General features: G+C 59.3%; 17 protein-coding genes. 9 read left to right on the forward strand and 8 right to left on the reverse strand.

The genetic code is table 11. The features are described from left to right. Positions 1 to 3 precede the first annotated feature (3 nt). The 4 genes from N902_RS0114890 to N902_RS18255 form a co-directional block, all read right to left on the reverse strand. On the reverse strand, positions 4 to 675 hold the full coding sequence (locus tag N902_RS0114890) for an ABC transporter ATP-binding protein (RefSeq protein ID WP_027371545.1): 672 nt from the start codon (positions 673 to 675) through the stop codon (positions 4 to 6). After that, positions 675 to 1,367: an ABC transporter permease gene (locus tag N902_RS0114895; protein ID WP_027371546.1), complete on the reverse strand. Its 693-nt coding sequence runs from the start codon at positions 1,365 to 1,367 to the stop codon at positions 675 to 677. Before N902_RS0114895 ends, N902_RS0114890 begins: the two co-directional genes overlap by 1 nt. A gap of 205 nt (positions 1,368 to 1,572) precedes the next feature. After that, positions 1,573 to 2,403 (reverse strand): ABC transporter substrate-binding protein, encoded by an 831-nt coding sequence (locus tag N902_RS0114900; protein ID WP_027371547.1) that lies wholly within the window; start codon positions 2,401 to 2,403, stop codon positions 1,573 to 1,575. Positions 2,404 to 2,942: 539 nt separating this feature from the next. Beyond that, positions 2,943 to 3,950, reverse strand: a complete 1,008-nt coding sequence (locus N902_RS18255; protein WP_051564651.1) for a hypothetical protein — start codon at positions 3,948 to 3,950, stop codon at positions 2,943 to 2,945. A 201-nt stretch (positions 3,951 to 4,151) separates the two neighbouring features. Between N902_RS18255 and recA the strand changes: the two genes are divergently transcribed. The 4 genes from recA to metG all read left to right on the forward strand — a co-directional run bounded on the left by recA (position 4,152) and on the right by metG (position 11,744). Continuing rightward, complete coding sequence (gene recA / locus N902_RS0114910; protein ID WP_027371548.1) at positions 4,152 to 5,231, forward strand: recombinase RecA; 1,080 nt, start codon at positions 4,152 to 4,154, stop codon at positions 5,229 to 5,231. 293 nt (positions 5,232 to 5,524) lie between these two features. Next, on the forward strand, positions 5,525 to 8,176 hold the full coding sequence (gene alaS / locus N902_RS0114915; protein ID WP_027371549.1) for an alanine--tRNA ligase: 2,652 nt from the start codon (positions 5,525 to 5,527) through the stop codon (positions 8,174 to 8,176). Positions 8,177 to 8,661: 485 nt separating this feature from the next. Further along, complete coding sequence (locus N902_RS18260) at positions 8,662 to 9,789, forward strand: PSP1 domain-containing protein (RefSeq protein WP_034623138.1); 1,128 nt, start codon at positions 8,662 to 8,664, stop codon at positions 9,787 to 9,789. Continuing rightward, the gene (metG, locus tag N902_RS0114925; protein ID WP_027371550.1) at positions 9,786 to 11,744 is read left to right on the forward strand and encodes a methionine--tRNA ligase; all 1,959 of its coding nucleotides are present in this window, start codon (positions 9,786 to 9,788) and stop codon (positions 11,742 to 11,744) included. Before N902_RS18260 ends, metG begins: the two co-directional genes overlap by 4 nt. A 6-nt stretch (positions 11,745 to 11,750) precedes the next feature. Here metG and N902_RS0114930 read toward each other — a convergent pair whose 3' ends face one another. The 3 genes from N902_RS0114930 to N902_RS0114940 form a co-directional block, all read right to left on the reverse strand. Continuing rightward, the gene (locus N902_RS0114930; RefSeq protein ID WP_027371551.1) at positions 11,751 to 13,181 is read right to left on the reverse strand and encodes an RtcB family protein; all 1,431 of its coding nucleotides are present in this window, start codon (positions 13,179 to 13,181) and stop codon (positions 11,751 to 11,753) included. A 48-nt stretch (positions 13,182 to 13,229) separates the two neighbouring features. After that, positions 13,230 to 13,475, reverse strand: a complete 246-nt coding sequence (locus N902_RS0114935) for a FeoA family protein (protein WP_027371552.1) — start codon at positions 13,473 to 13,475, stop codon at positions 13,230 to 13,232. Positions 13,476 to 13,574: 99 nt separating this feature from the next. After that, the gene (locus N902_RS0114940) at positions 13,575 to 13,805 is read right to left on the reverse strand and encodes a FeoA family protein (RefSeq protein ID WP_027371553.1); all 231 of its coding nucleotides are present in this window, start codon (positions 13,803 to 13,805) and stop codon (positions 13,575 to 13,577) included. A 253-nt stretch (positions 13,806 to 14,058) separates the two neighbouring features. Here N902_RS0114940 and carB point away from each other — a divergent pair, with 253 nt between their 5' ends. From carB to N902_RS18265, 5 genes are all read left to right on the forward strand, one after another. Beyond that, on the forward strand, positions 14,059 to 17,295 hold the full coding sequence (gene carB, locus N902_RS0114945) for a carbamoyl-phosphate synthase large subunit (RefSeq protein WP_027371554.1): 3,237 nt from the start codon (positions 14,059 to 14,061) through the stop codon (positions 17,293 to 17,295). Next, the gene (purF, locus tag N902_RS0114950) at positions 17,288 to 18,670 is read left to right on the forward strand and encodes an amidophosphoribosyltransferase (RefSeq protein WP_027371555.1); all 1,383 of its coding nucleotides are present in this window, start codon (positions 17,288 to 17,290) and stop codon (positions 18,668 to 18,670) included. Before carB ends, purF begins: the two co-directional genes overlap by 8 nt. Positions 18,671 to 18,732: 62 nt before the next feature. Further along, positions 18,733 to 19,755: a KpsF/GutQ family sugar-phosphate isomerase gene (locus N902_RS0114955; RefSeq protein ID WP_051564652.1), complete on the forward strand. Its 1,023-nt coding sequence runs from the start codon at positions 18,733 to 18,735 to the stop codon at positions 19,753 to 19,755. After that, the gene (locus tag N902_RS0114960; protein WP_027371557.1) at positions 19,755 to 22,127 is read left to right on the forward strand and encodes a penicillin-binding protein 1A; all 2,373 of its coding nucleotides are present in this window, start codon (positions 19,755 to 19,757) and stop codon (positions 22,125 to 22,127) included. Before N902_RS0114955 ends, N902_RS0114960 begins: the two co-directional genes overlap by 1 nt. Positions 22,128 to 22,199: 72 nt before the next feature. After that, positions 22,200 to 23,195, forward strand: coding sequence for a nucleoside recognition domain-containing protein (locus N902_RS18265; RefSeq protein ID WP_051564653.1), 996 nt, complete (start codon positions 22,200 to 22,202; stop codon positions 23,193 to 23,195). A gap of 77 nt (positions 23,196 to 23,272) precedes the next feature. On the opposite strand, the gene N902_RS18270 is transcribed toward N902_RS18265, so the two are convergent. Further along, entirely contained in the window at positions 23,273 to 25,531 is a 2,259-nt protein-coding gene (locus N902_RS18270; RefSeq protein WP_051564654.1) for a mechanosensitive ion channel domain-containing protein, read from the reverse strand. Between the last annotated feature and the right edge of the window lie 25 nt (positions 25,532 to 25,556).

Consider the following 25,556-nt stretch of genomic DNA (forward strand, 5'->3'; position numbering starts at 1 on the left):
GTCTCAGGACACGTCGTCCCCTGCGGGGATGATCTGTCCCTTGTGCAGAAAGAGAATTTGCTGGCTGATCCTGGTCAGCCATTTGTGATCGTGGCTGACCAGGATCAGGTTGGTGCCCCATTGGACGTGGGCCTGAAGGATTGCCTGCCGGGTCAGGTCTGTGCTTTCCTGATCCAGATTGGATGTGGGCTCATCCAAAAGAAGGACCTCCGGCTGCAGGACCAGCCTGGAGGCCAGGGCCACCCGCTGCCGTTCACCTCCGGAAAGCTGATGCCAAGCGCGGCGGGCGAAGATTTCCGGAGGAAGGCCGACCATGGTCAGGGCGGTACGTATCCTTTCCTCCGCCCCCTTTTCTTTGCGCACTTTCGGTCCGTAGGCCAGATTTGCGTATACAGAGCGTTTCAGCAGATACGGACTCTGGGTCAGAAGGGTGATTCTGCGTCTTAAGGCTTCCTTGGAAGGACGGGGCTCTTGCTCCCGGAACCGGATCACTCCCTGGTCCGGATCTTCCAGAAAGGCCAGTAGACGAAGCAGGGTGCTCTTGCCGCTGCCGTTGGGGCCGGAGATGCCCAGAATGGTATGGTCCGGGATAGAAAGTTCCGGGATATCCAGAACGGTCCGGCCGGCATACAAAACACGCACGTTGTGCACAGAATAGAGAAGTGCCACGGACATTATCCTGTTTTTCGGCCCAAGATGTGAAGTACGAGATTGACACCAAAGGCGATGGCCAGGAGGACAAGACCTAAGGCAATTCCCATGCCGAACTGCCCCTTGTTGGTCTCCAAAGCGATTGCCGTGGTGATGGTCCTGGTGTGCCACTTGATGTTGCCCCCGACCATCATTGAGATCCCAACCTCGGAGACAATGCGGCCGTAGGCGGTCACAGCGGCGGCAAGGATGGCATAGCGGGCCTCCCATACTGTAGAGATCATCACCTGACGGGCATTGGCCCCAAGGGTGAGCAACGTCGGCCGCAGGCGCTCGTCCATGTGTTCCACAGCCGAGGCGGTCAAGGCAATAATGATGGGCAGGCCGAGGATGATCTGGCCGATGGCTATGCCGGGCAGGGTGAACAAAAGGCCGAACTCACCGAGGGGACCCTGCCTGGATATGGCTGCGTAGACCAGAAGGCCGATGACAACGGTGGGAAAGGAAAGCAGGGTGTCCACGATCAGCCTGATTGCCTTCTTGCCGGGAAAGCTCGTGTATCCCAAGAGAAAGCCGCAGGGTATGCCCAGGATCAGACTGCCGGCAATGGAAATGGTGGATACTCTGACGGTCACCCAGATGGCGGAAAGGGTTTGGGCATCGCCTGAGGAGAGGAGCTTCAGGGCCTGGATCAGGCCTTGCCAGAGATAGTCCATGTCGTTTGCTCAACATTGGTCAGCCACGGCGGTCGTCTGATAAAGGGCAGCCGGGCCGGGTGCCCTGTGGGGCCGCTGTCTGCCGCCAACGCCAAACTGGTCTGCTTCGCTCCCGTAGGTGCCCGGCCCTGAGCGCGGGGCCTCCGGGAGCGAAAACGCAACCCGTTTTGCGGTGTTTGTGTTAAGAACAAAGCTTTGGACCGGATTATTGCGAATCGGCGTTGGGGGTGAACAGCTGTTTGCCCAGAAGTCTAAACTCGCCTATGGCATCCTGTACTGGGGGAGAGGAGATCCATTCTGCAAAACGGGTAGCCAGATCGTACTGAACATTGGGGCAGTGGTCCGGGCTCACCGGGATCACGCTGTACTGGTTAAACAGGGAGGTGTCGCCCTCAACCAGGATCTCCAGGGGGGGATTTCCCTCTTTGGAATGGGCGTACTTGATGTAGGTCCCCCGGTCGGTCAAGGTGTAGGCATCCCGCTCCGCGGCTATGCGGATGGTGGGCAGCATGCCCTGTCCGGTTTGCAGATACCAGCCTTGCTCTTCTGGAACCTCCAGACCAGCCGAGGTCCACAGCCCGCGTTCCTTTTTGTTGGTCCCTGAATCATCCCCGCGGCTGGCGAAAGAGGCGTTTTCCCGGGTCAGGGCCCGCAGGGCCTGGCCAATCTGCATGCCTTGGATGCCCGCCGGGTCGTTCTTGGGGCCGATGAGGACGAAATCATTGTACATGACCTGTGTTCTGTCCACGCCGTAGCCGTTTTGAATAAAGGCCTTTTCCGCAGGCGGGGCATGGACCATGAGCACATCCACATCGCAGTTGCGGCCCAGCTCCAGGGCCTTTCCGGTTCCCACCGCAGTCCATTTGAGTTCAATGCCCGTGTCCTCCTCGAACATCGGGGCCAGCTGGTCCAGGAGTCCAGTGTTGTCCGTGCTGGTCGTGGTGGCCATCATCAGGGATTGGCCGGCCCAGGACCAGGCGGCGGGAAAAAGGAGCGAAAGACACACAGCGGCGATGAAAACAACTCGTCTGTTCATGTTGTTCTCCCTCCGTAAAGGTAAGAAGTTTGTGCCCAGGTAATGGCCCTGAAGCCATCCGGACCTTGAGCTTGCTGACGATATGAGGTCAGGCTTGATATGTCAAATAGGATATCACGTACTGGCTCTTCGACGTAGCCTGTGGATTTTTGGAGTTTGCCATCTCTTCTGTGTGCCCACTTTCGGCCCGGTATTTTCTAAGCCCCGCCAAAGGGGGATCCCTGCCCCCTCCCGGCTACTCACGTGCAGTTCACTGCTTTCTGTTTGAGTGAGTTTAACATACACGTGAGTGCCGGGTTTCCCCCTTTTGGCGGGACCAAGAAAATGTGCGGGCCTGCCGCTCACGGCACACAGAAGAGACGGCAAACTCTTATGGAGGCAATTCCACTTTATGTGTCGAAGAGCCTTACGTACTGAAACCGGGTGGAACTTCATCACAGAATAGACGGCAAACTCCAAAAAACCACAGGCTGCGTGGAAGACCAAACGGATTCTGTATGCGGCTTGGGCTCAGGATGCGGACCGGTTGACTATTGTCTTTACCCCGGTTCTGTCCAGGCCATTTCAGGTGTGCGGTGGGGATCGACTTTCAGTTCCTGGATGGTCCCTCCGGGGGATCCGATACGGACGGCAACCGGGGTACTGCTCTGGATCGCTTTGGATGAAAACCTGGTCATGCATCTGGCCGCATCATGCACTGCGGCCGAGGGCCACCGGGCGGAAAGCTGCCGGCCCAGGGCCAACGGGCCGGGAAAATCAACCAGCTTGAACAGCAGATCCTCGGGCTCAACCATCCGGGCCAGTGTTTCGTTGTCTGCCTTGTTTCGGCCGATGGTCAGCCAGAGGCCGTCCGCCCAGTACTGCCGTCCGACCGTGGCCAGCTGAAAGTCCTGGATCCGGGGCGGAGTGAGGTTATGCATCAGGGGGTGGAAACGCTTGACGTGTTCCGGGTCGGTAAGCAGGCATCCACCGGCGGGGGTCGGTATTTCCGGAAGGCTGTATTCCTGGGCCAGGCGCAACTGTTCCTTGCGCCCCCTGCCCTGGATATCCAGGAGCTGCTCCCTGTCCACAACACCCTCTTTTTCCACAGCGGTTGGCGCAATCAGCCTGGCGCTTAAGGGACGCAGGAGATTGTCCTTCACGCCCGCCTCCCGGAGGATGATGTTTAAGGCGTCCCGCCGCTGGGACATGGGCCGCTGACCAAGGACCTCTCCGGTGGCCACAAATGAGCCCTGGATCCTGGGAAGCAGGGCCTTGGCCTTGTGCAGCATAAGGATCTTGCAGTCGATGCAGGGATTGAGGTGCTTGCCCCATCCCCATCTGGGCCCCTGGGTCAAGAGGCGGACAAAATCCTCACCGACGTCTTCTGCCGTGATATCCAGGCCGTACATTTTCTGCCAGTCGGACAGCTTCTCCGGATGCCCGAAAAACGGGCTGACGAAGTGAAGGCCCAAAGGTCTCAGGCCCTGGTCCTGCAGGACCTTGCAGGCCAGGATGCTGTCCAGTCCACCGGAAAAGAGAACCACACAATCGTATGTACTGCGCATATGCGCAATCCTAGCTCAGCTTGGCCCGGGGGGCAAGCAGGGCCCAGAGCACGGCTTCGGCTGGACTCCTTTGGGCCCGATGCCCCGGTGTATTGCCCTTGGCCTGTGGATCTGATAAAAATTCCTTTTGTTCAAAGAGATTTTCTGCACTGCATCCCGTGGAACGTGAACCTGCACCAAGCCAAGCACCTGGAGAAGCCCATGGCCCGGAAACAGAATCAGGGATCGGAAGACCTGCGCAAAGAGGCCCTCAAGACCGCGTTGACCACCATCGAGCGCAAATACGGACAGGGATCGGTCATGTTTTTGTCCGACGAGGCCCATCAGCGGGTTCCAGTTATTCCCACTGGAAGCATCGGTCTTGACCTGGCCCTTGGAGTCGGGGGCATACCCCGGGGACGGGTGGTCGAGATCTACGGCCCGGAATCCTCGGGCAAGACCACTTTGGCCCTGCAGATTCTAAGCGAAGCCCAGAAGAAGGGTGGGACCGTGGCCTTTGTCGACGCTGAGCACGCCATGGATGTGAGCTACGCCCACCGGATCGGGGTCAAGACCGATGAGCTTCTGGTCTCCCAGCCGGATTACGGGGAGCAGGCCCTGGAGATCTGCGACCTCCTGGTCCGTTCCGGGGCCGTGGACGTGATTGTGGTCGACTCGGTTGCCGCCCTGATCCCCCAGGCTGAACTGGAAGGGAATATGGGGGAGACCCAGGTGGGCGGGCAGGCCAGGCTGATGTCCCACGCCATGCGCAAGCTGACCGGGTCCATTCACCGATCCAAGACCTCGGTGATTTTCATCAACCAGATCCGGATGAAGATCGGGATGACCGGTTACGGCAGTCCGGAGACCACCACTGGAGGCAATGCCCTGAAGTTCTACTCCTCGGTCCGGCTGGACATCCGCAAGATCCAGTCCTTGAAGGACAAGGACGAGGTCTACGGAAACCGGGTCAGGGTGAAGATTGTGAAGAACAAGGTGGCTCCGCCCTTTCGGGAGGCAATGTTCGATATCCTGTACGGAACCGGGGTGTCCAAGGAGGGCGAGCTTCTGGATTTGGGCATTCAGCACGGAATAGTGGACAAAAGCGGCTCTTGGTACGCCTTTGGGACGGAACGGCTGGGTCAGGGCAAGGAGAACGTGCGGGCCTTTTTGCAGGAACACACGGATATCCGGCAGTCCATTGAGGACCAGCTTCTGGAACGCCTGGGGATGAAAGAGCCGAGCGAAGCAGAAGACAGTGGGCAGAAGACGGAGGAGAGCGGTGCAAATGCAGACACGTAGACCCTGGAAGCGGTTCTCAGTGTACCTTGTTGAATTTCTCCTCATTGCGGGCAGCTACAAACAGAACAGGGCCTATTATCCCTTTTGCTGAGAGATTCTTCGCTCCTAGACTCGCAATGACACACAGAAGAATGGCGGCCTGCCGGATAGTTCCGGTGACCTCCTCTTGTCATTCTGAAGGAGCGCAGGGACTGAAGAATCTATTCATGAGGATTGAGAATCGCTCAGCGGACAAGAAAGACAACGATCTGCATGGTGATACGCAGCAAGCTTAATGACCACAGGAGTTCATTGTGATCAGCGCGGCAGAGATACGACGCTCGTTTCTGGATTTTTTCGCTCAGCACGATCACCATATCGTGCCCAGCTCACCGCTTATCCCCAAGGACGACCCCAGCCTGCTGTTTACCAATGCCGGAATGGTCCAGTTTAAAAAGCTGTTTCTGGGGCAGGAGAGACGTCCGTACAGCCGGGCGGTGACCTCGCAGAAATGTCTGCGGGTCGGCGGCAAGCACAACGATTTGGAGAATGTGGGGCGCACGGCCAGGCATCATACCTTTTTCGAGATGCTGGGCAACTTCTCCTTCGGGGACTACTTCAAGGAACAGGCCATCGCCCTGGCCTGGGAGTACTTGACCAAGGAGCTGGGCCTCCCGGCGGACAGGATGTACGCCACAGTGTACAAGGACGACAATGAAGCCGCCGCCTTGTGGCAGAAGGTGGCCGGGATGCCTCCGGAACGGATCTATCGCCTGGGTGAAAAGGACAATTTCTGGTCCATGGGCGATACCGGTCCCTGCGGACCGTGCTCGGAAGTGCATTTCGACCAGGGAGAGCATATGGCCTGCGGTCCAGACTGCGAGATCGGGGTCTGCGAGTGCGATCGATATCTGGAGATCTGGAATCTGGTCTTTATGCAGTTTGACCGGGACGAGTCCGGGAATATGACCCCGCTGCCCAAGCCGAGCATAGACACCGGCATGGGGCTGGAACGCATCGCCGCTGTCTGCCAGGGCGTGTACTCCAACTTTGATACTGATCTGTTTACCGGTCTGATCCAGAGCATGGCCTACAAGGCCGGTGTGGAATACAAGGTCGATCCGGACACGGATGTGGCCCTGCGGGTGATTGCCGATCACTGCCGGGCGGTGCCGTTCATGATCGCGGACGGCATCCTGCCGGCCAATGAAGGCCGGGGGTACGTGCTGCGCCGCCTGATCCGGCGGGCCTTTCGGTTCGGCCGTTTTTTGGGGTTGACCGATCCCTTCCTGCACGAGATCTGCGGACAGACGGTGCGGGAAATGGGCGAGGCCTATCCGGAGCTGGAAAAGACCGGGGACTTCATGGACAAGGTCGTTTCCCAGGAAGAAGAAAACTTCAGCCGGACCCTGGACAAGGGCCTCTCCCTGCTGGAGGAGGAGCTGCACAAGCTGTCCGACGCAGAGACGCATCTGGTGCCCGGCGACGTGGTCTTCAAGCTCTACGATACATTCGGCTTTCCGGTTGATATCGTCAAAGATGTTGCTGAAAAGCAGGGATTTCAGGTTGATGAGCCCGGCTTTAATCAGTTGATGCACGAGCAGAGGGAGCGGTCCAAAGCCTCCTGGTCCGGGAGCGGGGAAATCGACCTTGCGGCCAGCTTTTCCGACTACTTGGATGCTGGGTGGAAGACAGAGTTCGTCGGCTACGATGCTCTGCAGTCATCCAGCCGGATAGTTGGCTTAATGGGACTGGACGGGCAATCAATCTCCCAGGTTGAGGCTGGAGAGCAGGGCTATGTGATCACAGCCAGAACACCTTTTTACGGCGAGTCCGGAGGACAGGTCGGGGACAGCGGACACATCCTGGCCGAAAGCGGGCTGGGGCGGGTGATCAATACCTTGCGGCCGGCCACAGACTTTATCGTTCATCACATTCAGGTTGAAAAAGGTCATCTGTTCCAGGACCAGGAAGTGAATCTGCATGTGGAGGAAGGGCCGCGGATTGCTACAGCCAGGAATCACACCTGTACTCACTTGCTCCACGCCGCTTTGCGCGAGGTACTGGGCGAGCATGTTAAGCAGTCCGGCTCATTGGTCGGTCCGGAGAGGCTGCGTTTTGACTTCACGCATATCCACCCCCTGACCGATGAGGAGCTGACCCGGGTCGAAGACAAGGTCAACGCGGCCATTCTGGCCAACATCGCCTTGCACAAGGAAATCATGCCCTTTGAACGGGCCAAGCAGGAAGAGGCCGTGGGGCTGTTTGCCGAGAAGTACGCCGACGAGGTGCGGGTGGTCAGCGTGCCGGGCGTGAGCAAGGAGCTGTGCGGAGGCACGCACCTGGAGGCCACTGGCCAGGCCGGGAGCTTTGTCGTTCTGTCCGAGGCCGGAGTCGCCAGCGGTGTGCGGCGAATAGAGGCCGCCACCGGTTGGAATGCCTTGATGTTTTGCCGCAGGCAGCGCCGTAACCTGGAAAAGACGGCCGGCAGACTGCGGGTGCTTCCGGACACTCTCCCGGAAAAGATCGACGAGCTGCAGGATCAGATCAAGACCCTGCAGAAAGAGAAGGAAGCCCTGCAGGCCAGCCAGTTGAACGGCAACGCCCAGGACGTGATGGCCCGTAAAGAGGATGTGAACGGCATACCGGTCCTGGCTTTGCATCTGGACCTGCCGCCCGGGGCCGGGATGAAGAGCCTCCGCTCCATGATGGACGATCTGCGGACCAGGATGCAGTCCGGGGTCATCTTCCTGGCCACGCCCAACGGAGATAAGGTCAATCTGCTGCTTGCAGTCAGTGCCGACCTGCACCACCGGTTTACCGCTCCGGATTTGATCCAGGATGTGGCCCGGGAAGTGGACGGCAAAGGCGGGGGGCGTCCGGACCTGGCCCAGGCCGGAGGCACAGATCCTTCCGGCATAGAGCGGGCGATATCCACGCTGAAAGGGCTGTTGGCCGAAAAATAGACTGGCCCCCAGGGGGGCAGGGATCCCCCTTTGGCGGGGCTTAGAAAATACCGGGCCGAAAGTGGGCACACAGAAGAGATGGCAAACTCCAAAGATCCACAGGCTAGGTCGAAGAACCACAGAGGAATACATGGGGTAAAGACCCTAAGCTGGCTCATCCTTGGCATCAATGGACTTTTTGCAGTTCCTTCCATCTTGTCCTTGTGAGGGAGCGAAGAAACTAAAGAATCTTCTACCCATACATGCCTACGGGGTGGGCAGGCTGGCGCTAACCAAGCAAACAAAGCTCAATACGCAATGCTCAGGGCTTTTTCATGCCAACCCACATACCTGCCAAGGGCAGGCACAACCAAGCATACAAACGATTTCAATACCGATACCGATTTCGATGCCGATATCGATTGAGGGTGGTTACCCAATCAGATCCTGATAACAATTAACGAATAACTATAACAGTTTTTCATACAAAAACGAGAAGATACGATATGCAGTGTTATCTGGGAGTCAAATTCCGGCTCCAGGGACAGATCTATTACTTTGTTGCCCAGGACGAAGCGGCAGCTGCCAGGGTCACGGACTGGGTGCTGGTGACCACGGACGAAGGGCCCGGCCTGGCCCATGTGGCCGTGGTCCGCGATGAGCCGCCTCCAGGGCTGGATCCGGAGGACATCAAGCCGGTTCAGCGTCTGGCCAATGCCGAGGACTTTCAGGCCAAGGCCCAGAATGATCAGGTGCGCAAGGAGGCCCTGGCCTTTTGCCGGGAGAAGATTCGTGAGTTCGGCCTGGACATGAAGCTGGTGGACGTTGAAATCCGCTTTGATCAGAGCAAGATCATCTTTTACTTCACGGCTCCGGCCAGGATCGATTTCCGGGAGCTGGTCAAGGTCCTGGTTTCCAAGCACAGGACGCGGATAGAGCTGCGCCAGATCGGGGTCAGGCATGAGGCCCAGATCCTGGGCGGAATCGGCAACTGTGGCCGCATCTGCTGCTGCCACTTGTTTATGCGCAAGTTCGAGCCGGTGACCATCAAGCTGGCCAAGGAGCAGCAGCTCTTCCTCAACCCCTCCAAGATTTCCGGGGCCTGTGGAAGGTTGCTGTGCTGCTTGAACTTTGAGCGCGAACAGTACGCGGATTTTCAGCGCCGATGTCCGAAGATCGGCAAATGGTACGAAACCCCGAAAGGGGAGGTAAAGGTCCTGCGGGCCAATATGTTCCGGGACTCCTTAATCGTTGATGCCGGGGAAGGAGAGCGGGAGCTGACCTTGACTGAATGGCAGGAGCTGGTTCAGGGCAAGGCAGGATCCCAGCTGGATCACGTCTTTGAAAGCAAGTCGAACAATCAGCGAGGTCCGCGGGGCAAAGCTCCGGAGTCAAGATCCGGCAAGCCGGTTCCGCCGGAAGATGACGGTGGGGGCCACCAGCCGCGGTCTGAGTCCAGATCCGCAGAGAAAGAGACGACAGGGGGGGCATCCAGAGATGCGCATACCCAGGGCCAGAAGAAGCGGGCCCATTCTCCGGCCGGGCCTTCCAGACGGGGCAAGGGCAAGTCAGGATCCAGGCCGCTAAAAGGCAGAAAAAGAAAAAGCAGGAAAAATGAGGAAGGGCCGCAGTGAACAGTTTCTATGTAACCACGCCTATCTATTATGTGAATGCCAAGCCGCATTTGGGCCATGCCTATACAACCATACTGGCGGATACTGTCAATCGATTCCATCTTCTGCTCCAGGAGCGGACCTATTTTTTAACCGGAACGGACGAACACGGAGACAAGATTGTCCAGGCCGCTGCGGACAATAACCAGGACCCTCAAAGCTATGTGGACGCGATCAGCGCTCAGTTCCAGGAGTTGTGGCCCCAGCTGGGAATAGCCACCGATCAGTTCATCCGGACCACCCAGGAAAGGCACAAACAAACGGTCCAGCGGTTTCTTCAGCTGGTCTACGATAACGGAGACATCTATTTCGGGGAATACGGGGGGTATTACTGTTTCGGGTGCGAGCGCTTCTACACTGAGAAAGAGCTGGCCGACGGCTTGTGTCCCGACCATTTGAAGAAGCCTGAATATATCCAGGAAGCAAACTATTTTTTCCGGATGTCCTCGTATCAGGACTGGCTGCGGGAGTACATCCAGGACAATCCCGATTTTATTCAGCCCAGCCAATACCGGAATGAGGTTCTGGCCATGCTCCGGGAGCCCATGGACGATCTCTGCATTTCCCGGCCCAAGTCACGCCTGACCTGGGGCATTGAACTGCCATTTGACTCCAGGTACGTGACCTATGTCTGGTTCGATGCCCTGATCAACTACATCAGCGCACTGGACTGGCCAAGCGGGGAGAAGTTTGCTGCCTTCTGGCCCTTTGCCCACCACGTGGTGGCCAAGGACATCTTAAAGCCCCACGCTATTTTTTGGCCCACAATGCTCAAGGCCGCCGGACTCCAGCCCTACAAAGGACTGCGGGTCCACGGGTACTGGAAGGTGGATGAGGCCAAGATGTCCAAGAGTCTGGGCAATGTGGTCGAGCCCTTGAGCATGCGGACCAAGTACGGATTGGATGGATTTCGCTACTTTCTGATGCGGGAGATGCACTTCGGCCACGACGGGAGCTTCACTGAGCCCGCCCTGGTCAACCGATTCAACGCCGACCTGGCCAACGATCTGGGCAATCTCTTCAACCGCTCCCTGGCCATGACCCACAAGTATTTTCAGGGGGCTGTCCCTGAATGCGGGCCCCTTTGCCCTGAGGACAGGGAGGTACTCGATCTGGGCCATAAGGCCGTCGAGGCCTATATCGACCATTTCCAGAGCTTTCAGGTGGCCCAGGCCCTGGAGGCCTTCTGGGAGTTTGTGCGCGGGATGAACAGGTATATCGACGCCATGGCCCCCTGGGGCCTGAACAAAGAGGGCAACTCGGAGCGGCTGCAGACGGTGATGGCCGTAGTCCTGGCTTCCCTGCGCCGAATCGCCCTGGCTGTCTGGCCGGTTATGCCTGATGCCGGGGAAAAGCTGCTCCAGCAGCTGGGGCAGGACCCAGATCCCAAACAGGCGGACCTGCGGGCGGAAGGACGGGATTGGACTATGCTTGCGCCGGGCACTCGGGTGGCCAAGACCTCCAACCTCTTTCCCCGCCAGGAGCTGGACATGGATAGGTCCAAAGGGGACGAGGACTGGGCCGGGAAGCAGGCTGCAAGCCGGAAGGCGGCGCGGAAGGCAAAGGATGTCCGGGAAGCCAAAGAGCCTGCTGAGATCGAGTTTCCCGACTTTCAAAAGCTTGACCTTCGGGTGGGAACCGTGGTCCAGGCTGAACCCGTGCCCAAGGCGGACAAACTGCTCAAGCTGCAGGTGGACATCGGCGAGGATGAGCCCAGGCAGATCGTCGCCGGCCTGGCCCAGGACTTCTCCCCCGCAGAGGTCCAGGGCAGGCAGGTGGTGGTGGTCGCAAACCTGAAGGCCCGGAAGATGCGCGGCGTGACCTCTCAGGGCATGGTCTTGGCTGTGCACGATGTCCAGGGACTTCGTCTCCTGGGGCCGGAGGAGGCGGTGCAGGCAGGGAGCAGGGTGAGCTGACCCGGACTATCCCTTGATGCAGGCCAAAGGGGTTACCCGGGCTACTTTTCGGGCCAGACCGGCCCGGTGGGTGCTTTCCACAACCAGGTTGACGTCTTTGTAAGCCTGGGGAGCCTCCTCGGCCGCTCCCCGCCTGCTTGCCGTGCGGAGGACGATTCCTTGATGGGCCAGGGCGTTGATGACGCTCTGGCCTTTCCATTTTTTCAGGGCCTGTTTCCGGCTCATGCTCCGTCCGGCCCCGTGGCAGGCCGAGCTCCAGGCCAGATCTTCCCCGGCCCTGTTTCCAGCCAGGATGTAGGAATGAGAGCCCATGGTCCCGCCGATGAGTACAGGCTGGCCCACATCCCGGTACTGAGCGGGAAGATCAGGATGGCCGGGACCGTAGGCCCTGGTTGCCCCTTTGCGGTGCACGTAAACCGCCTTTTGCTGACCGTCGACCATATGCTCTTCGATCTTGCAGGTGTTGTGACTGACATCATAGATCAGGGACAGGCGGGCAGCAGGAAAGAGCTGGGCAAAGGACTCCCGGACCAGATGGGAAAGGATCTGGCGGTTGGCCAGGGCGCAGTTGATCCCGCAGGCCATGGCCTGGTAAAAATCCCTCCCTTCTGGAGAGCGGATGGGGGCGCAGACCAGCTCGCGCTCCGGGAGGGCAATCTTGTACTTGGAGGCAGCCCGGCCCAGGGTCTGCAGATAGTCCGTGCCTATCTGATGGCCCAGGGCTCTGGATCCGCAGTGGATGGAGATCAGGATGTCGTCTACGTCCAGGCCGAAGGCCTCGGCTGCCGTCCGGTCGTAGATGGCATCCACTGCCTGGATTTCCAGGTAGTGGTTCCCGCTGCCCAGAGTTCCCATCTGCTTGTACTGCCGCTGTTTGGCCTGGGGGCTGACCTTGGACGGGTCCGCTCCCGGAGTCCGGCCGCTATCCTCGATGTTGGCCAGATCCTGGGGGTCGCCGTAGCCCTGAGCCACGGCCCAGGCGGCACCATGGACCAACACCTGGTCCAACTGCCTGGAGTTCAGGGATATGGCTCCCTGGGAGCCGACTCCGGCCGGAATCCGCAGGAAAAGGAGGTCTGCGGCCCGTTCTATATGCGGCTCGATCTGGGCACGTTTCATGGAGGTGTGCAGGCTGCGCACTCCACAGGAGATATCGTAGCCGATGCCGCCCACGGAGATGATCCCGCCCTGGTCCGGGTCAAAGGCGGCCACTCCGCCGATGGGGAATCCGTATCCCCAGTGGGCGTCGGGCATGACCAGGGAGGCGCGGACGATTCCCGGCAGACAGGCCACGTTGGCTGCCTGTTCAAGGACCTTGTGGTCCAGCCGGTGGATGAGATCCCATGCACCATAGAAGACGGCCGGAACCCGCATGGGACCATGAGCTGAAAGCTGAAAGCGGCATTCACCCGCAGAGACGAGTTGGTTGCTGTTCATGGCCGGCACCCCGGGTGCAGAGGGGCAAGATGTGGAGATTGGTTGAGATCAGGCGCTTAGCGGCTCAACCAGGATATAATCAGCTTCATTATTGCGCAAGGTCAAGGTGAAGTCGTTGATCTTCAAGGCCACCGGGTCCTTGAGCGGAGCCCGGCCGATGACTGTGATTTCCGTTCCAGGTACCAGGCCCATGTCCCGTATTCTGCGGCCGAGTTCGCCCTGGGCCTTCAAAGAGATGACCCGGGCCCGCTGGTTGAGGGTGAGGTGGCGCAGTCCAATGATATGTTCGTTCATAGCGTGCTGGTCCTTAGAGTCGATCGTATCCGTGAAAAAACGTAAGAAAGGCAGGCCTGAAAGGCCTGCCTTTCTCCATTGGTCCCCCGATTGGAGCAGCTATTCCGAAGCGAAGGCCAGGATCTTGGAGGCCAATCCCTGCCCCAGGACCAGCTCTGTGTCCCGGACCTTCATCCGGCAGGGTCCCCCGCCGCAGGATGTGATGCGGATGCTGGTTCCAGGGGTCAGCCCCATGGCGTAGAGCTTGGAACGGGCTCCGCCCCCGGCGTTGAGGGAGGAAATGGTTACCTTGCTGCCCGAGGGAAAATGATTTAAAGGAAAGGCACCCATAGGCATAGACCTCGCAATGAATGATTTGCCAAGTTTGGCCGTCCTAATTCTTATAAGGAGGTTACTTCCTCCTGTCAAGGGAGTTTTTCAAGGTTCTTCGATCCCGCCAATAAATGTTCGACGATCGCCCTCTATGGTATGTACCTTTTCGATTCTTGCCCCCAGGACCGGAATGAAGTACACGTCACCCGGACCGGAGAGGCGGCTACCCCAAGCGGACGTTATTTTATAATCCCCAAGGCCAGTGAGTGTTATGCCCAAAAGAACGGATTTACAACGAATCATGCTCATCGGATCCGGGCCGATCATTATCGGTCAGGCCTGTGAGTTCGACTATTCCGGGACCCAGGCCTTGAAGGCCCTGAAGGAAGAGGGCTATGAGGTGATTCTGGTCAACTCCAACCCGGCCACGATCATGACCGATCCGGACCTGGCGGATCGCACCTATCTGGAACCCATAACACCTGAGGTTGTGGCCCAGATCATTGCCAAGGAGCGGCCGGACGCCCTGCTGCCCACCCTGGGGGGGCAGACCGGGCTGAATACCGCTGTGGCCGTGGCTGAACAGGGAGTCCTGGACAGGTACGGCGTTGAGCTCATCGGGGCCTCCCTGCCGGTTATTCAAAAGGCCGAAAGCAGGCTCCAGTTTCGGGAGGCCATGGAGAGCATTGGCCTGAAGGTGCCCCAAAGCGGAATAGCCCAGACCATGGAGCAAGTCCGGGAGTTCGGGGAATCCCTGGCCTTTCCCATGATAATCCGCCCGGCCTATACCCTGGGCGGAACCGGGGGCGGAGTGGCCTACAACAAGGAAGAGCTGGAATCCTTTGCCAGGCAGGGGATGGCCGCGAGCATGACCTCGGAGGTCATGATCGAGGAGTCCCTGCTGGGATGGAAGGAGTTCGAGCTTGAGGTCATGCGGGACGGCAAGGACAACTGCGTGATTATCTGCTCCATTGAAAACCTGGACCCGATGGGGGTGCATACCGGGGACTCCATAACCGTTGCCCCGGCCCAGACCCTGACCGACCGGGAGTACCAGGAGATGCGCGATGCGTCTCTGGCCATCATGCGCGAGATCGGGGTGGAGACCGGGGGGTCCAACGTCCAGTTCGCCATCAACCCGGAAAACGGGCAGATGATGGTCATTGAGATGAACCCCCGGGTATCGCGTTCGTCCGCTCTGGCCTCCAAGGCTACGGGATTTCCCATAGCCAAGATCGCGGCCAAGCTGGCCGTGGGCTACAGCCTGGACGAGCTTCCCAATGACATAACCCGGGAAACAGTGGCCTGTTTTGAGCCCTCCATCGACTACTGCGTGGTCAAGATCCCCAGATTTACCTTCGAAAAATTCGCCAAGGCCCAGGATGTACTGACCACATCCATGAAGAGCGTGGGGGAAACCATGGCCATCGGCCGGACCTTCAAGGAGGCCCTGCAGAAGGGGTTTCGGTCCCTGGAGATCGGCGTGCCGGGGCTGGCCAAGGATTTTCGACCGGAGAGTCCGGATCCGGAGCTGATCCGGAGCAGGCTGCGGACCCCGAACTCGCAGCGTCTCTTCTATCTGCGCCAGGCCGTCCTGGACGGGTTTTCGGACCAGGAGATCATTGATCTGACCCGGATAGACCCCTGGTTTGTGGCCCATATCCGCCAGCTGGTGGAGTTCGAGGCCAGGTTGCTGGCTGCGGCGGAAGGCAACATGGAGTGGAAGCCGTGCGCACAACTAACCGAGCTGTTCCGGGAGGCCAAGGAGGTCGGGTTCTCCGATCAGCAGTTGGCCACGGTTTTTTCCCGGTCCGAAGCCGAGGTCCGCGGATTGCGCAAAACCATGGATATTCTGCCCACGTATAAGCTGGTGGATACCTGCGCAGCCGAGTTCGAGGCCTACACCCCGTATTTTTATTCCTCCTACGAGCGGGAGAACGAGGCCCGGAGCACCGGAGCCAGAAAGGTGGTCATCCTTGGCGGGGGGCCGAACCGCATCGGACAGGGAATCGAGTTCGACTACTGCTGCGTGCACGCGTCCTTTGCCCTGCGGGATATGGGGGTGGAGTCCATCATGGTCAACTCCAACCCGGAAACAGTGAGCACGGACTATGACACCTCGGATCGATTGTATTTTGAGCCCCTGACCCTTGAAGACACCTTGAACATCATCGAGCAGGAACAGCCGGAAGGGGTTATCATCCAGTTCGGGGGGCAGACTCCCCTGAATCTGGCCGTCTCCCTCCTGGAAAACTCAGTGCCCATTCTGGGGACGTCTCCGGACAGCATCGACCGGGCCGAGGACCGGGAACGGTTTCATGATCTCCTGCACCTGCTGGATCTGAAGCAGCCGGAAAACGGCACGGCTGTTTCCGAGGACGGTGCGCTGGTCATCGCCAGGCGCATCGGCTATCCCTTGGTGGTTCGGCCCTCCTATGTGCTTGGGGGCCGGGCCATGGAGATCGTCTACGATGAGCAGGATCTGCTCAATTACTTCCAGGAGGCGGTGATCATCTCACCGGACCATCCCATCCTGCTGGACAAGTTCATGGAAAACGCCATTGAGATAGACGTGGACGCAGTCTCGGACGGGGAAGATACCTATGTCGGGGGAATCATGGAGCACATAGAGGAAGCCGGGGTTCATTCCGGGGATTCGGCCTGTGTGCTGCCTCCGCATACCATCGGAGAGGAGATGATCGAAGAGCTAACCCGCCAAACCAAGGCCCTGGCCAGGGAGCTGGGGGTCAAAGGCCTGATGAACATCCAGTTTGCGGTCAAGGACGGGGAGATCTATATTCTGGAGGTCAACCCCCGGGCTTCCCGGACTGTGCCTTTTGTGAGCAAGGCAACCGGAGTCCCCCTGGCCAAGCTGGCCACCCGGGTAATGATGGGCGGGCGCTTGCGGGATCTGGATCCCTGGTCCCAGCGGAAGCGGGGGTATCTGGCGGTCAAGGAGGCCGTTTTGCCCTTCAGCCGGTTTCCCGGGGTGGATACCCTTCTCGGGCCGGAAATGAGGTCCACCGGGGAGGTCATGGGAATGGACGCCTCCTTTGGCTTGGCCTATATCAAGAGTCAGCTGGCCGCGGGACAGAAGCTGCCCATGCAGGGCACGGTATTCATTTCGGTCAACGACCGGGACAAAGCCCAGATTGTTGAGCCGGCCCGGACCTTCTCCAGTCTCGGCCTGCGCCTGGTGGCCACGCAAGGCACTGCGGACTATCTTGCTCAGCACGGGATTTCGGCCGATACAGTGAACAAGGTCTATGAAGGACAACCCAATGCCATTGATTTGATCAAAAACAAGGATATTGATCTGGTCATCAATACCTCGTCAGGAAAACTGACCATTCAGGATTCGTCCTCCCTGCGCCAAGCGACTATTTTGTACAATTTGCCATATACCACGACCCTGGCCGGAGCCAAGGCCATGGCCCAGGCCATGCGCGAATTGCAGGGCCGGGGGATGGATGTGCGCAGTTTGCAGGAGTATTACGGACATGCGTAAAGAGTATTGCGGTCTCATCGGCATCTACGGACATCCGGAGGCGGCCCGGATGGCCTATTTCGGACTGTATGCCCTGCAGCACAGAGGGCAGGAAAGTGCGGGCATCGTGACCTGGGACGGTGAAAAACTCCGGGAACAGCGGGGTATGGGCCTGGTGGCGGACGTGTTCAGCGAACGTCACCTGGGACACGAGCTCAAGGGCAAGACGGCCATGGGCCACATCCGGTATTCGACCACCGGGGCTTCCCTGCTCCGAAACGCCCAGCCGTTTCTGGTCCGGTTCCGGGATCTGCACATGGCCATTGCCCACAACGGGAACCTGGTGAACACCTATCAGTTGCGCAAGGAGCTTGAAGATCAGGGCTCACTGTTTCAGACCAGCATGGACAGCGAGGTCCTGATGCATCTGGTGGCCAAGAATCTGAATGGGAACAGCCTGGAGGAAGCCATTGCCTGTGCCTGCCGGCGGGTTCAGGGGGCCTACTGCCTGCTGATCCAAGCCAACTCCAAGCTTATAGCCGTCCGGGATCCTTGGGGCTTTCGGCCCCTGGTCCTGGGACGGGCTGGGGGGACAACGGTGCTGGCCTCCGAGACCTGCGCCCTGGATCTTCTGGAGGCCGAATACCTGCGGGAGGTCCGTCCAGGGGAAATGGTGGTCATTGAAGACGGCCGGCTGACCAGCATGCAGGCCGTGGAGTCCAAGCAAAAGAATCCCTGCATCTTTGAGCTGATCTACTTTGCCCGGCCGGATTCCATTGTCTTTGGGCATACGGTGTATACCTGCCGGAAGAATATGGGCCGGGCATTGGCTGAAGAGGCCCCGGTGGAAGCGGACTTCTGCATGCCGTTTCCCGATTCCGGGGTGTACGCCGCAGTGGGCTACGCCCAGGCCTCGGGCCTGCCCTTTGAGAACGCCATGATCCGCAATCACTATGTGGGGCGGACCTTTATCCAGCCCTCCCAGGACATGCGCGACTTCGGGGTTCGGGTCAAGCTCAATCCGGTCAAGGAGATGATCAAGGGGAAACGGATCGTGATTATAGAAGACTCCATTGTCCGCGGGACCACGATCAGGACCAGGATCAAGAAGCTGCGGGAGATGGGGGCCAAGGAGCTGCACCTGCGGGTGAGCTGTCCACCCATCTGCCATCCCTGCTATTATGGGATCGATTTTTCCTCCAAGGGAGAACTGATCGCAGCCAATCATACGGTTTCGGATATCGCCAAGTACATTGGCCTTGACTCTCTGCACTTTTTGACAGTCGACGGTCTGCGCCGTTCCGTTGACGCTGAGCGCAACTTCTGCCTGGCCTGTTTTCAGGGAGAGTATCCGGTCCTTCCGGGGGAGCACTATGGAAAGGCGAGGTTTGATTGATTGCCAACCCGAAGCAGGCCCGACACGGACCTGGTTGCATGAGGTGAGGTCAGGCATTGACTATGAGCGAGTTTGGTTCCCAGAGTTCACAACCGGACGGCATGGCCCGGGACTGGGTCAGTTTGGCCAGAGAGGTGCTGAATACGGAAATCCAGGGGCTGGAGCGGGTTCGGGACAACCTGGGGCCTGAGTTTGAGCAGGCGGTGAGCCTTCTGGCCGGCTGCCAGGGGCGGGTGGTGGTCACCGGGCTGGGAAAGTCCGGGCTGGTTGGACGCAAGATTGCCGCCACCCTGAGCAGCACCGGGACTCCGTCGTCGTTCTTGCATCCGGTGGAGGGGGCACACGGCGATCTGGGCATGATCCGGTCCGGAGATGTGGTTGTGGCCATTTCCAACAGCGGCGAAACAGACGAGCTCAATGCCATCATCCCGGCCCTGCTCAGTCTGGGAGCGAACATCATCGGCATGACCGGAAATATTCGTTCCCGCATGAGCCGGATGTGTCATGTGACCCTATGTACCGAAGTCCCTAAAGAGGCCTGCACCCTGGGCCTGGCCCCCACTGCGAGCACAACCGCCACCTTGGCCTTGGGCGATGCCCTAGCAGTGGCCTTGATTGAGTGGAAGGCCTTTGGGCGGGATGACTTCCGCCGCTTTCACCCGGGCGGAGACCTGGGCCGGCAACTGAGCATGAGCGTGCGGGCCTTGATGCACACCGAGGATGTGCCGACTGTGTATGCTGCGGACACCTTGGGCCGTGCCCTGGAGGTCCTGGATCAGGGCGGCATGGGAGCCGTGATTGTCGTTGATCTGGAGCAGCGGCTGCAGGGAATTTTGACCGATGGGGACGTGCGGCGGATGCTCTGCCGGACCGAGTACGACCTGAACAAGCCGATCCATACCTACATGACCCCGGAGCCGAAGTATGTCACTGTGGACCAAAAGGGCGGGAAGGTCCTGGACCTGATGGAGAAAGGAGCGATTATGGTCCTGCCTGTTGTGGATGAACGCCGTGTCCTGCAGGGTGCTGTGCATATGCACGATCTGCTGGGCAAGGGGAGACTGAGCTTTAACGGGATGAGCTGATGCGTAAATTTTTGGTAATTACAGCTGTTGCTCTTTCATCCCTGGTTGTGATCGGGCTCGTCGGGGGGCTCGGACTCTACCTGTGGGCGACGAATGATCTGCCCAAGGTGGAGAAGATCACGGACTACAATCCTGCACTGACCACAACCGTGTACGCCCAGGACGATGAGGTCCTGGGGTATCTGGCCAAAGAGAAACGCTTTCTGCGCTCTCTGGATCAGATGGCCGAGGTGGTTCCCCTGTGCTTTCTGGCTGCTGAGGACCACAGCTTTTATCAGCATGAAGGGATCGACATGCTGGGGATCATGCGGGCGGCGATCAAGAACATCCGGGCCGGATCCATTGTGCAGGGCGGAAGCACCATAACCCAGCAGGTGATCAAGGCCCTGCTTTTGACTCCGGAGCGGAGCTACGAGCGCAAGCTCAAGGAGGCCATCCTCGCCTATCGTCTGGAGAAGAATCTGAAGAAAAACGAGATCCTGACCATATACTTAAACGAGATCTATCTGGGCCACGGCGCATACGGGGTGGAGGCCGCTTCCAGAATCTATTTCGGCCAGCACGTTGATGAACTGAACCTGGCTCAGGCCGCGCTTCTGGCCGGTCTGCCCAAGGCGCCCTCCCTGTATGATCCGTACAAGAACATGGATCTGGCCCGAGCCAGGCAGCGGTATGTCCTGGATCGGCTGTTGGACCTGGAGTGGATCACCCAAAAGGAGTACGACCAGGCCCTGCAGGCCGATATAACCTTGCAGTCCATGGCCGATCCGACCTGGAAGGTCGGAGGCTACTATCTGGAAGAGGTCCGCAAGTGGCTGGTGGACAAGTTCGGAGAGGAAAAGACCTATTGCGGGGGGCTGGAGGTCAGGACCTCAGTAGACCTGACCCATCAACAGGCTGCTGAACAGGCCCTGCAGCAGGGGCTGGTCGCGTCCACAAAGCGGCGGGGGTGGCGGGGCCCGGTGTTCACCACCCAGGACACGAACTCCACCGCGGATTTGTCCCGGCTGGAGGAGGATTTCCCAGGAGCTCCCCAGGACTGGATGCTGGTTCGGGTGGCAAAGGTCCAGTCCGAAGGGGCCACAGTCAGCCACGGGAATCAGACCGGGTGGATCGATGTGTCCACAATGGACTGGTGCCGGGAGCCGGACCCGGACAAAGCTCCGGAGGATGTCCCCGCGGTTCGCGATGCCCGGAAGGTCCTGCAAAACGGGGACGTGGTGTGGGCCTCTGCACAGCCTGAAACTAATGGAGATGCCGGGCAGGATGAAGTCAGCCTGAAATTGCAGCAGCTGCCGGAAGTCCAAGGGGCCGTATTTTCCATGGATCCCAGAACCGGAGAGGTCCTGGCCATGACCGGCGGGTTTTCCTACTCCCAGAGTCAGTTCAACCGGGCTGTACAGGCCAAACGTCAGCCTGGGTCGGCCTTTAAGCCCATCGTCTATTCCGCGGCCCTGGACAACGGGTTCACCCCGGCATCCCTGCTTTTGGACGCCCCGATCGTCTTTTCCGGCCGGGATATGGAGCGGGATTGGAAACCGGAGAACTACGAGCGGCGGATATTTGGCCCCACGCTGCTGCGTACGGCCCTGGTCAAGTCCCGAAACCTGGTGACCATCCGATTGGCCAGGCAGATAGGCATTGATACCGTCATTGAGCGGGCCAAAACCCTGGGCCTTGAGGCCGAATTCCCCCGCGACCTGTCCGTCAGCCTCGGATCGGCCTCGGTCAGCCTCAAGGACATGTGCCAGGCCTATTCCGCCTTTGCCCGGGACGGAAGCACGATCAAACCCAGGTTGGTCACCCGGGTGACCGGCCCTTGGGGCGAGGAGATGTATGCCTCGGAGCCGGAGCAGATTCAAGGGGTGAGTGCGCAGAATGCGTACATCATCAGCTCCCTGTTGCAGGAGGTCATCCAGAGCGGCACAGGGTGGAGGGTTCGGAAGCTGGGGCGTCCGGTGGCCGGTAAGACAGGGACCACTGACGAGCAGAGAGACGCCTGGTTCATGGGCTATACCCAATATCTGCTGACCGGGGTGTTTGTTGGATTCGACCAGCCCAGACCCATGGGCAAATACGAAACCGGGTCCAGGGCCGCATCTCCTGTCTGGCTTCACTATCGGCAGGAGGTGGAGGACGGCTATCCACCGGTGCGTTTTCCCCAGCCCCGGGGTATCGTCATGGCCAAGGTCGATGCCTCGAACGGCTTTCTGGCCGGTCCGGGGACGGAAAAAAGCTACCTGCTGCCGTTTAAGGCCGGAACACAGCCTACGCGCATTTCAAAGGGCAGGGCTTCCCGGTCGGATGAATCCGAAGACCGGGATTCCGGAGGAGCAGATCAAGGCCAGGATATGCTGAAGTCCGTGTTTTAGTCTTTTCCAAAGCCCCTCCCGCGTCCCGGAGGCGCAGAGGCCACAGAGCAACCAGGTCGGAAGGCTGCGCGCATGAAGCTTTATCCCGTGTGGGTTTTTGGCAAACAGGCTTGGAGCGAAGCATTCCAGGTCAGCTGCCGGCTGTTCAAGATCATGATCCCCATCCTGATCGGGGTCAAGATCCTGCAGGAGTCCGGGTTGATTGTGTACCTGGCCAAGCCTCTGAATCCGGTCATGCAGCTCATGGGCCTTCCCGGTGAAACCGGTCTGATCTGGGCCACGGCCATGGTCAATAACCTGTACAGCGGGATGATCGTCTTTCTTACCCTGGCCGATTCCATGCAGCTGACAGTGGCTCAGGTAACAGTCCTGTCCACGGCCATGCTCGTGGCCCATGCCCTGCCCATTGAAGTCAAGATCGCCCAGTCCGCAGGCACCCGCTTTGTGTTTCAGGCCCTGTCCCGGATCGGCGGGGGCTTCGTCCTGGGCTGGCTGCTGCATCAGCTCTACTCCCTGACCGGCTGGCTCCAAGGGCCCAACGTCATCTTCTGGCAGGGGGAGGTCCCCACCCATCCAAGCCTGTGGTCCTGGGCTCTGAATCAGGCCACGAATCTTGGCCTGATATTCTTGATCATCCTGGCCCTGGTCCTGTTGATGCGGATCATGCACCGGCTGCGCATAGTGGACGCCTTGATCTGGCTGTTGCGGCCGGTGCTTCATTTTTTGGGTATCGGCCGGGAAGCGGCCACTCTGACCATCATCGGGATGGTTATGGGCTTGACCTATGGGGGCGGACTGATCATTCAGGAGTCCAAGTCCGGACAAGTGGCCCCCCAGGACGTCTTTTCCTCCCTGACCCTGATGGGCCTGACCCACAGCCTGATCGAGGATACGCTCCTTCTCTCCCTGCTGGGCGCACATATGTCCGGCATTCTCTGGGGCCGTCTTGTTTTCTCCCTCCTCGCGGTCGCCCTTCTGGTCCGTTTGCTCCCTCTCCTGCCCCAAAAAGTCGTACACCGCTTCCTGTTTGTGGGCAGGGTGCAGGGGACTGCGGCAAGCCGGGGATAAGCTCCCGATCCCGGGCCAAACCCGGGATCGGGAGCAGGGTACTTCGAAGCAACCCGCGGATTTTTAGAGTTGGACAGCTATTCAGTGTGTCCGCTTTCACCCCGGACCGCCCCGGTTTCCTTGTTCCCGAGCAGGTGCACATAAGCCGGCGGAGCAGATCCGTCCTTTTCCTGCCCGAAATACAGGGTGGTGTGGGGAAAGGGGATTTCTATGCCCGCAGCGTCGAAATGCAGCTTGACCAGCCGGTTGTATGCCCGTCCTACGGCCCATTGCATGCCCGGGGAGGTCATGATCCTAACCCGGATGTTCACTGAGCTGTCGGCCAGAGCGGTCACTCCGGACACCTCAAGGGGGGCCAGGATATGGTCCTTGAATTCCTCGTCCACAGCCAGCTGGTCAAATGCCTCCCGCAGGCAGGAGACCGCCTCGTCGATGCTTTCCCGGTAGGCGATCCCGTATTCGCCGACATGAAAGGCGAAGTCGCGCATGAAGTTGGAGACCGTGCCCACTGAGGAGAAGGGCACGATATGGTAGGTTCCGGAGAGGTCGCGCAGTCCCACGGAACGGATGCTCAGGCGCTCAGCTACCCCGGTGATGCCGCCGGCCGTGACCACGTCTCCTGTGTTCATGGCGTTATCAATCTGAATGAACACTCCGGTAATGATATCCTGAACCAGCTTTTGGGCTCCAAAACCGATTGCCAGCCCTAGCACCCCGGCGCCGGCGATGAGGGGACCGATGTTGATCCCGATCTCGGCCAGAACGATCATCCCGGTCATGATCATCAAGGTTATGGCCAACGCGTTGCGGAACAGGCTGATCAAGGTCTTGGCCCGGGCGGTCGGCTCTCCACGGCCGGCCCGGGGATTTAAGAAGTGCTCTATGACACTGGCCAACGCGACCCAAACGGCCAGGGCAACGATAAGGATAACAGCCACACTGAAGACCTTGCCGATCAGGTTGCGTCCTCCGGGGCTCGCATACCAGCTGCCCACATCAAAAAGCCCCCAGGCGTCCAGAATGAACAGGACGACGGCTGCCAGGATCACAGCCCGGATAACCTTCAGGATATTGGGGATATAGGCATTGAGCCTGGTCTCTAGAAGGGGGATTTTGTCCCGGAGCTCTTCGGTGAGCACGATCCGTCTGCCGATGAGCTGGGAAAGGATGCCGGAGAGGATGAGGCCGATGCCGACAAAGACCAGGGTCTTGACTGTGGCCAGCATGACCACGGGCAGGGCATCGCCCGGCCGGAGGATGGAGATGTTCAGGATGGCCAGGAAATAGGCCAGGACAGCTATATGCCAGATACGGGACAGAAGATGAAGGGAGATTCTGGAAATGCCGAGAGTGGAGGCCTGGGCCTTCTGGTCCAGGGCGTTTCGAAGCTTGACCCGGTTTGCCAGAACGGTTCGGAGCACATAAGCAAAGGCCCCGAGCATGACCAGGAAGTTGACAGCCTGGGCCAGGGCTGGAGAGACGCTGTGCCGGATCAGGGGAACGGCAAAAAGCAGGCCGTAGCCGATAAACCCGGAGAGTCTGGCCAGACGCCGGTTCCAGTACTCGGCTTCCTCGTCTCTGATGGGAATCAGGCGCAATCCAGAATAGCGGGAGGAGAAGAGCATCCGGATTGCGGCCTTGAACAGCTCCACAACCAAAAAGGCGTTCAGAAAAAGGGCAATGCGGGTGGGCAGGGCACCTGCCTCTCCAATGGCAAAGGTGGCCAGGAAGTTGCCGGTGATATAGGCCAGGACGACCACCAAGGCATCGGCAAGAGCAGCCAGAAAAACAGTCACCAGGACCCGGAGCAGGGCGCTTTTGCCCCCTCCGTAGAGGGACCAGCTGCTCAAACGGGAAAACAGGGGCCGGGCCAGACGCCGAAAGATGAAGAAGGCCAGGATGACTGCCAGGATGATCAGACCCATGTCCGTCGTTGCCTGGACCAGTGCATCCAGATTCCAGCCCTCTGCCGGGGCGGAGGTGAAGACCGAGCTCAGCGCGGTCCATATCTTCTGCATCTGGGTGACCAGGCTTCCGGCGAAGCCGCTCACTGCTTCGGCCAGCTGTCTGGCCAGGGATGTATCGGCTGAGGGCGCAGCCTGGGCGGCTCCGGACGAGGCCAGCTCCCCGCCCTTGTCTGCTGCAAGGGAACGCAGCTCCTGGATCAGTGCCTGACGGGACTGCTCGTTTTCCAGGAGATCGGCTATCGTGGAGTAGGCCGGGGGAGACGACTGCTCTGCCTGGGCAAAACTGCCTGTTGCGGATATGAACAGGACTGCCGTGGTCAGAAGAGGTATCAGCCAGGACCTCAGCGCTGAGAAGCCGGGAGTGTTCACGTCGTGGACCTCCATGTGGGTTGAT

Source organism: Desulfovermiculus halophilus DSM 18834 (assembly GCF_000620765.1).
GTDB lineage: Bacteria > Desulfobacterota > Desulfovibrionia > Desulfovibrionales > Desulfothermaceae > Desulfovermiculus > Desulfovermiculus halophilus.

Coding starts and splice junctions, on each gene's coding strand:
- N902_RS0114890 (WP_027371545.1), bottom strand. CDS start 675: ATGTCCGTGGCACTTCTCTATTCTGTGCACAACGTGCGTGTTTTGTAT.
- N902_RS0114895 (WP_027371546.1), bottom strand. CDS start 1,367: ATGGACTATCTCTGGCAAGGCCTGATCCAGGCCCTGAAGCTCCTCTCC.
- N902_RS0114900 (WP_027371547.1), bottom strand. CDS start 2,403: ATGAACAGACGAGTTGTTTTCATCGCCGCTGTGTGTCTTTCGCTCCTT.
- N902_RS18255 (WP_051564651.1), bottom strand. CDS start 3,950: ATGCGCAGTACATACGATTGTGTGGTTCTCTTTTCCGGTGGACTGGAC.
- recA (WP_027371548.1), top strand. CDS start 4,152: ATGGCCCGGAAACAGAATCAGGGATCGGAAGACCTGCGCAAAGAGGCC.
- N902_RS18260 (WP_034623138.1), top strand. CDS start 8,662: ATGCAGTGTTATCTGGGAGTCAAATTCCGGCTCCAGGGACAGATCTAT.
- N902_RS0114930 (WP_027371551.1), bottom strand. CDS start 13,181: ATGAACAGCAACCAACTCGTCTCTGCGGGTGAATGCCGCTTTCAGCTT.
- N902_RS0114935 (WP_027371552.1), bottom strand. CDS start 13,475: ATGAACGAACATATCATTGGACTGCGCCACCTCACCCTCAACCAGCGG.
- N902_RS0114940 (WP_027371553.1), bottom strand. CDS start 13,805: ATGGGTGCCTTTCCTTTAAATCATTTTCCCTCGGGCAGCAAGGTAACC.
- carB (WP_027371554.1), top strand. CDS start 14,059: ATGCCCAAAAGAACGGATTTACAACGAATCATGCTCATCGGATCCGGG.
- purF (WP_027371555.1), top strand. CDS start 17,288: ATGCGTAAAGAGTATTGCGGTCTCATCGGCATCTACGGACATCCGGAG.
- N902_RS0114955 (WP_051564652.1), top strand. CDS start 18,733: ATGAGCGAGTTTGGTTCCCAGAGTTCACAACCGGACGGCATGGCCCGG.
- N902_RS0114960 (WP_027371557.1), top strand. CDS start 19,755: ATGCGTAAATTTTTGGTAATTACAGCTGTTGCTCTTTCATCCCTGGTT.
- N902_RS18265 (WP_051564653.1), top strand. CDS start 22,200: ATGAAGCTTTATCCCGTGTGGGTTTTTGGCAAACAGGCTTGGAGCGAA.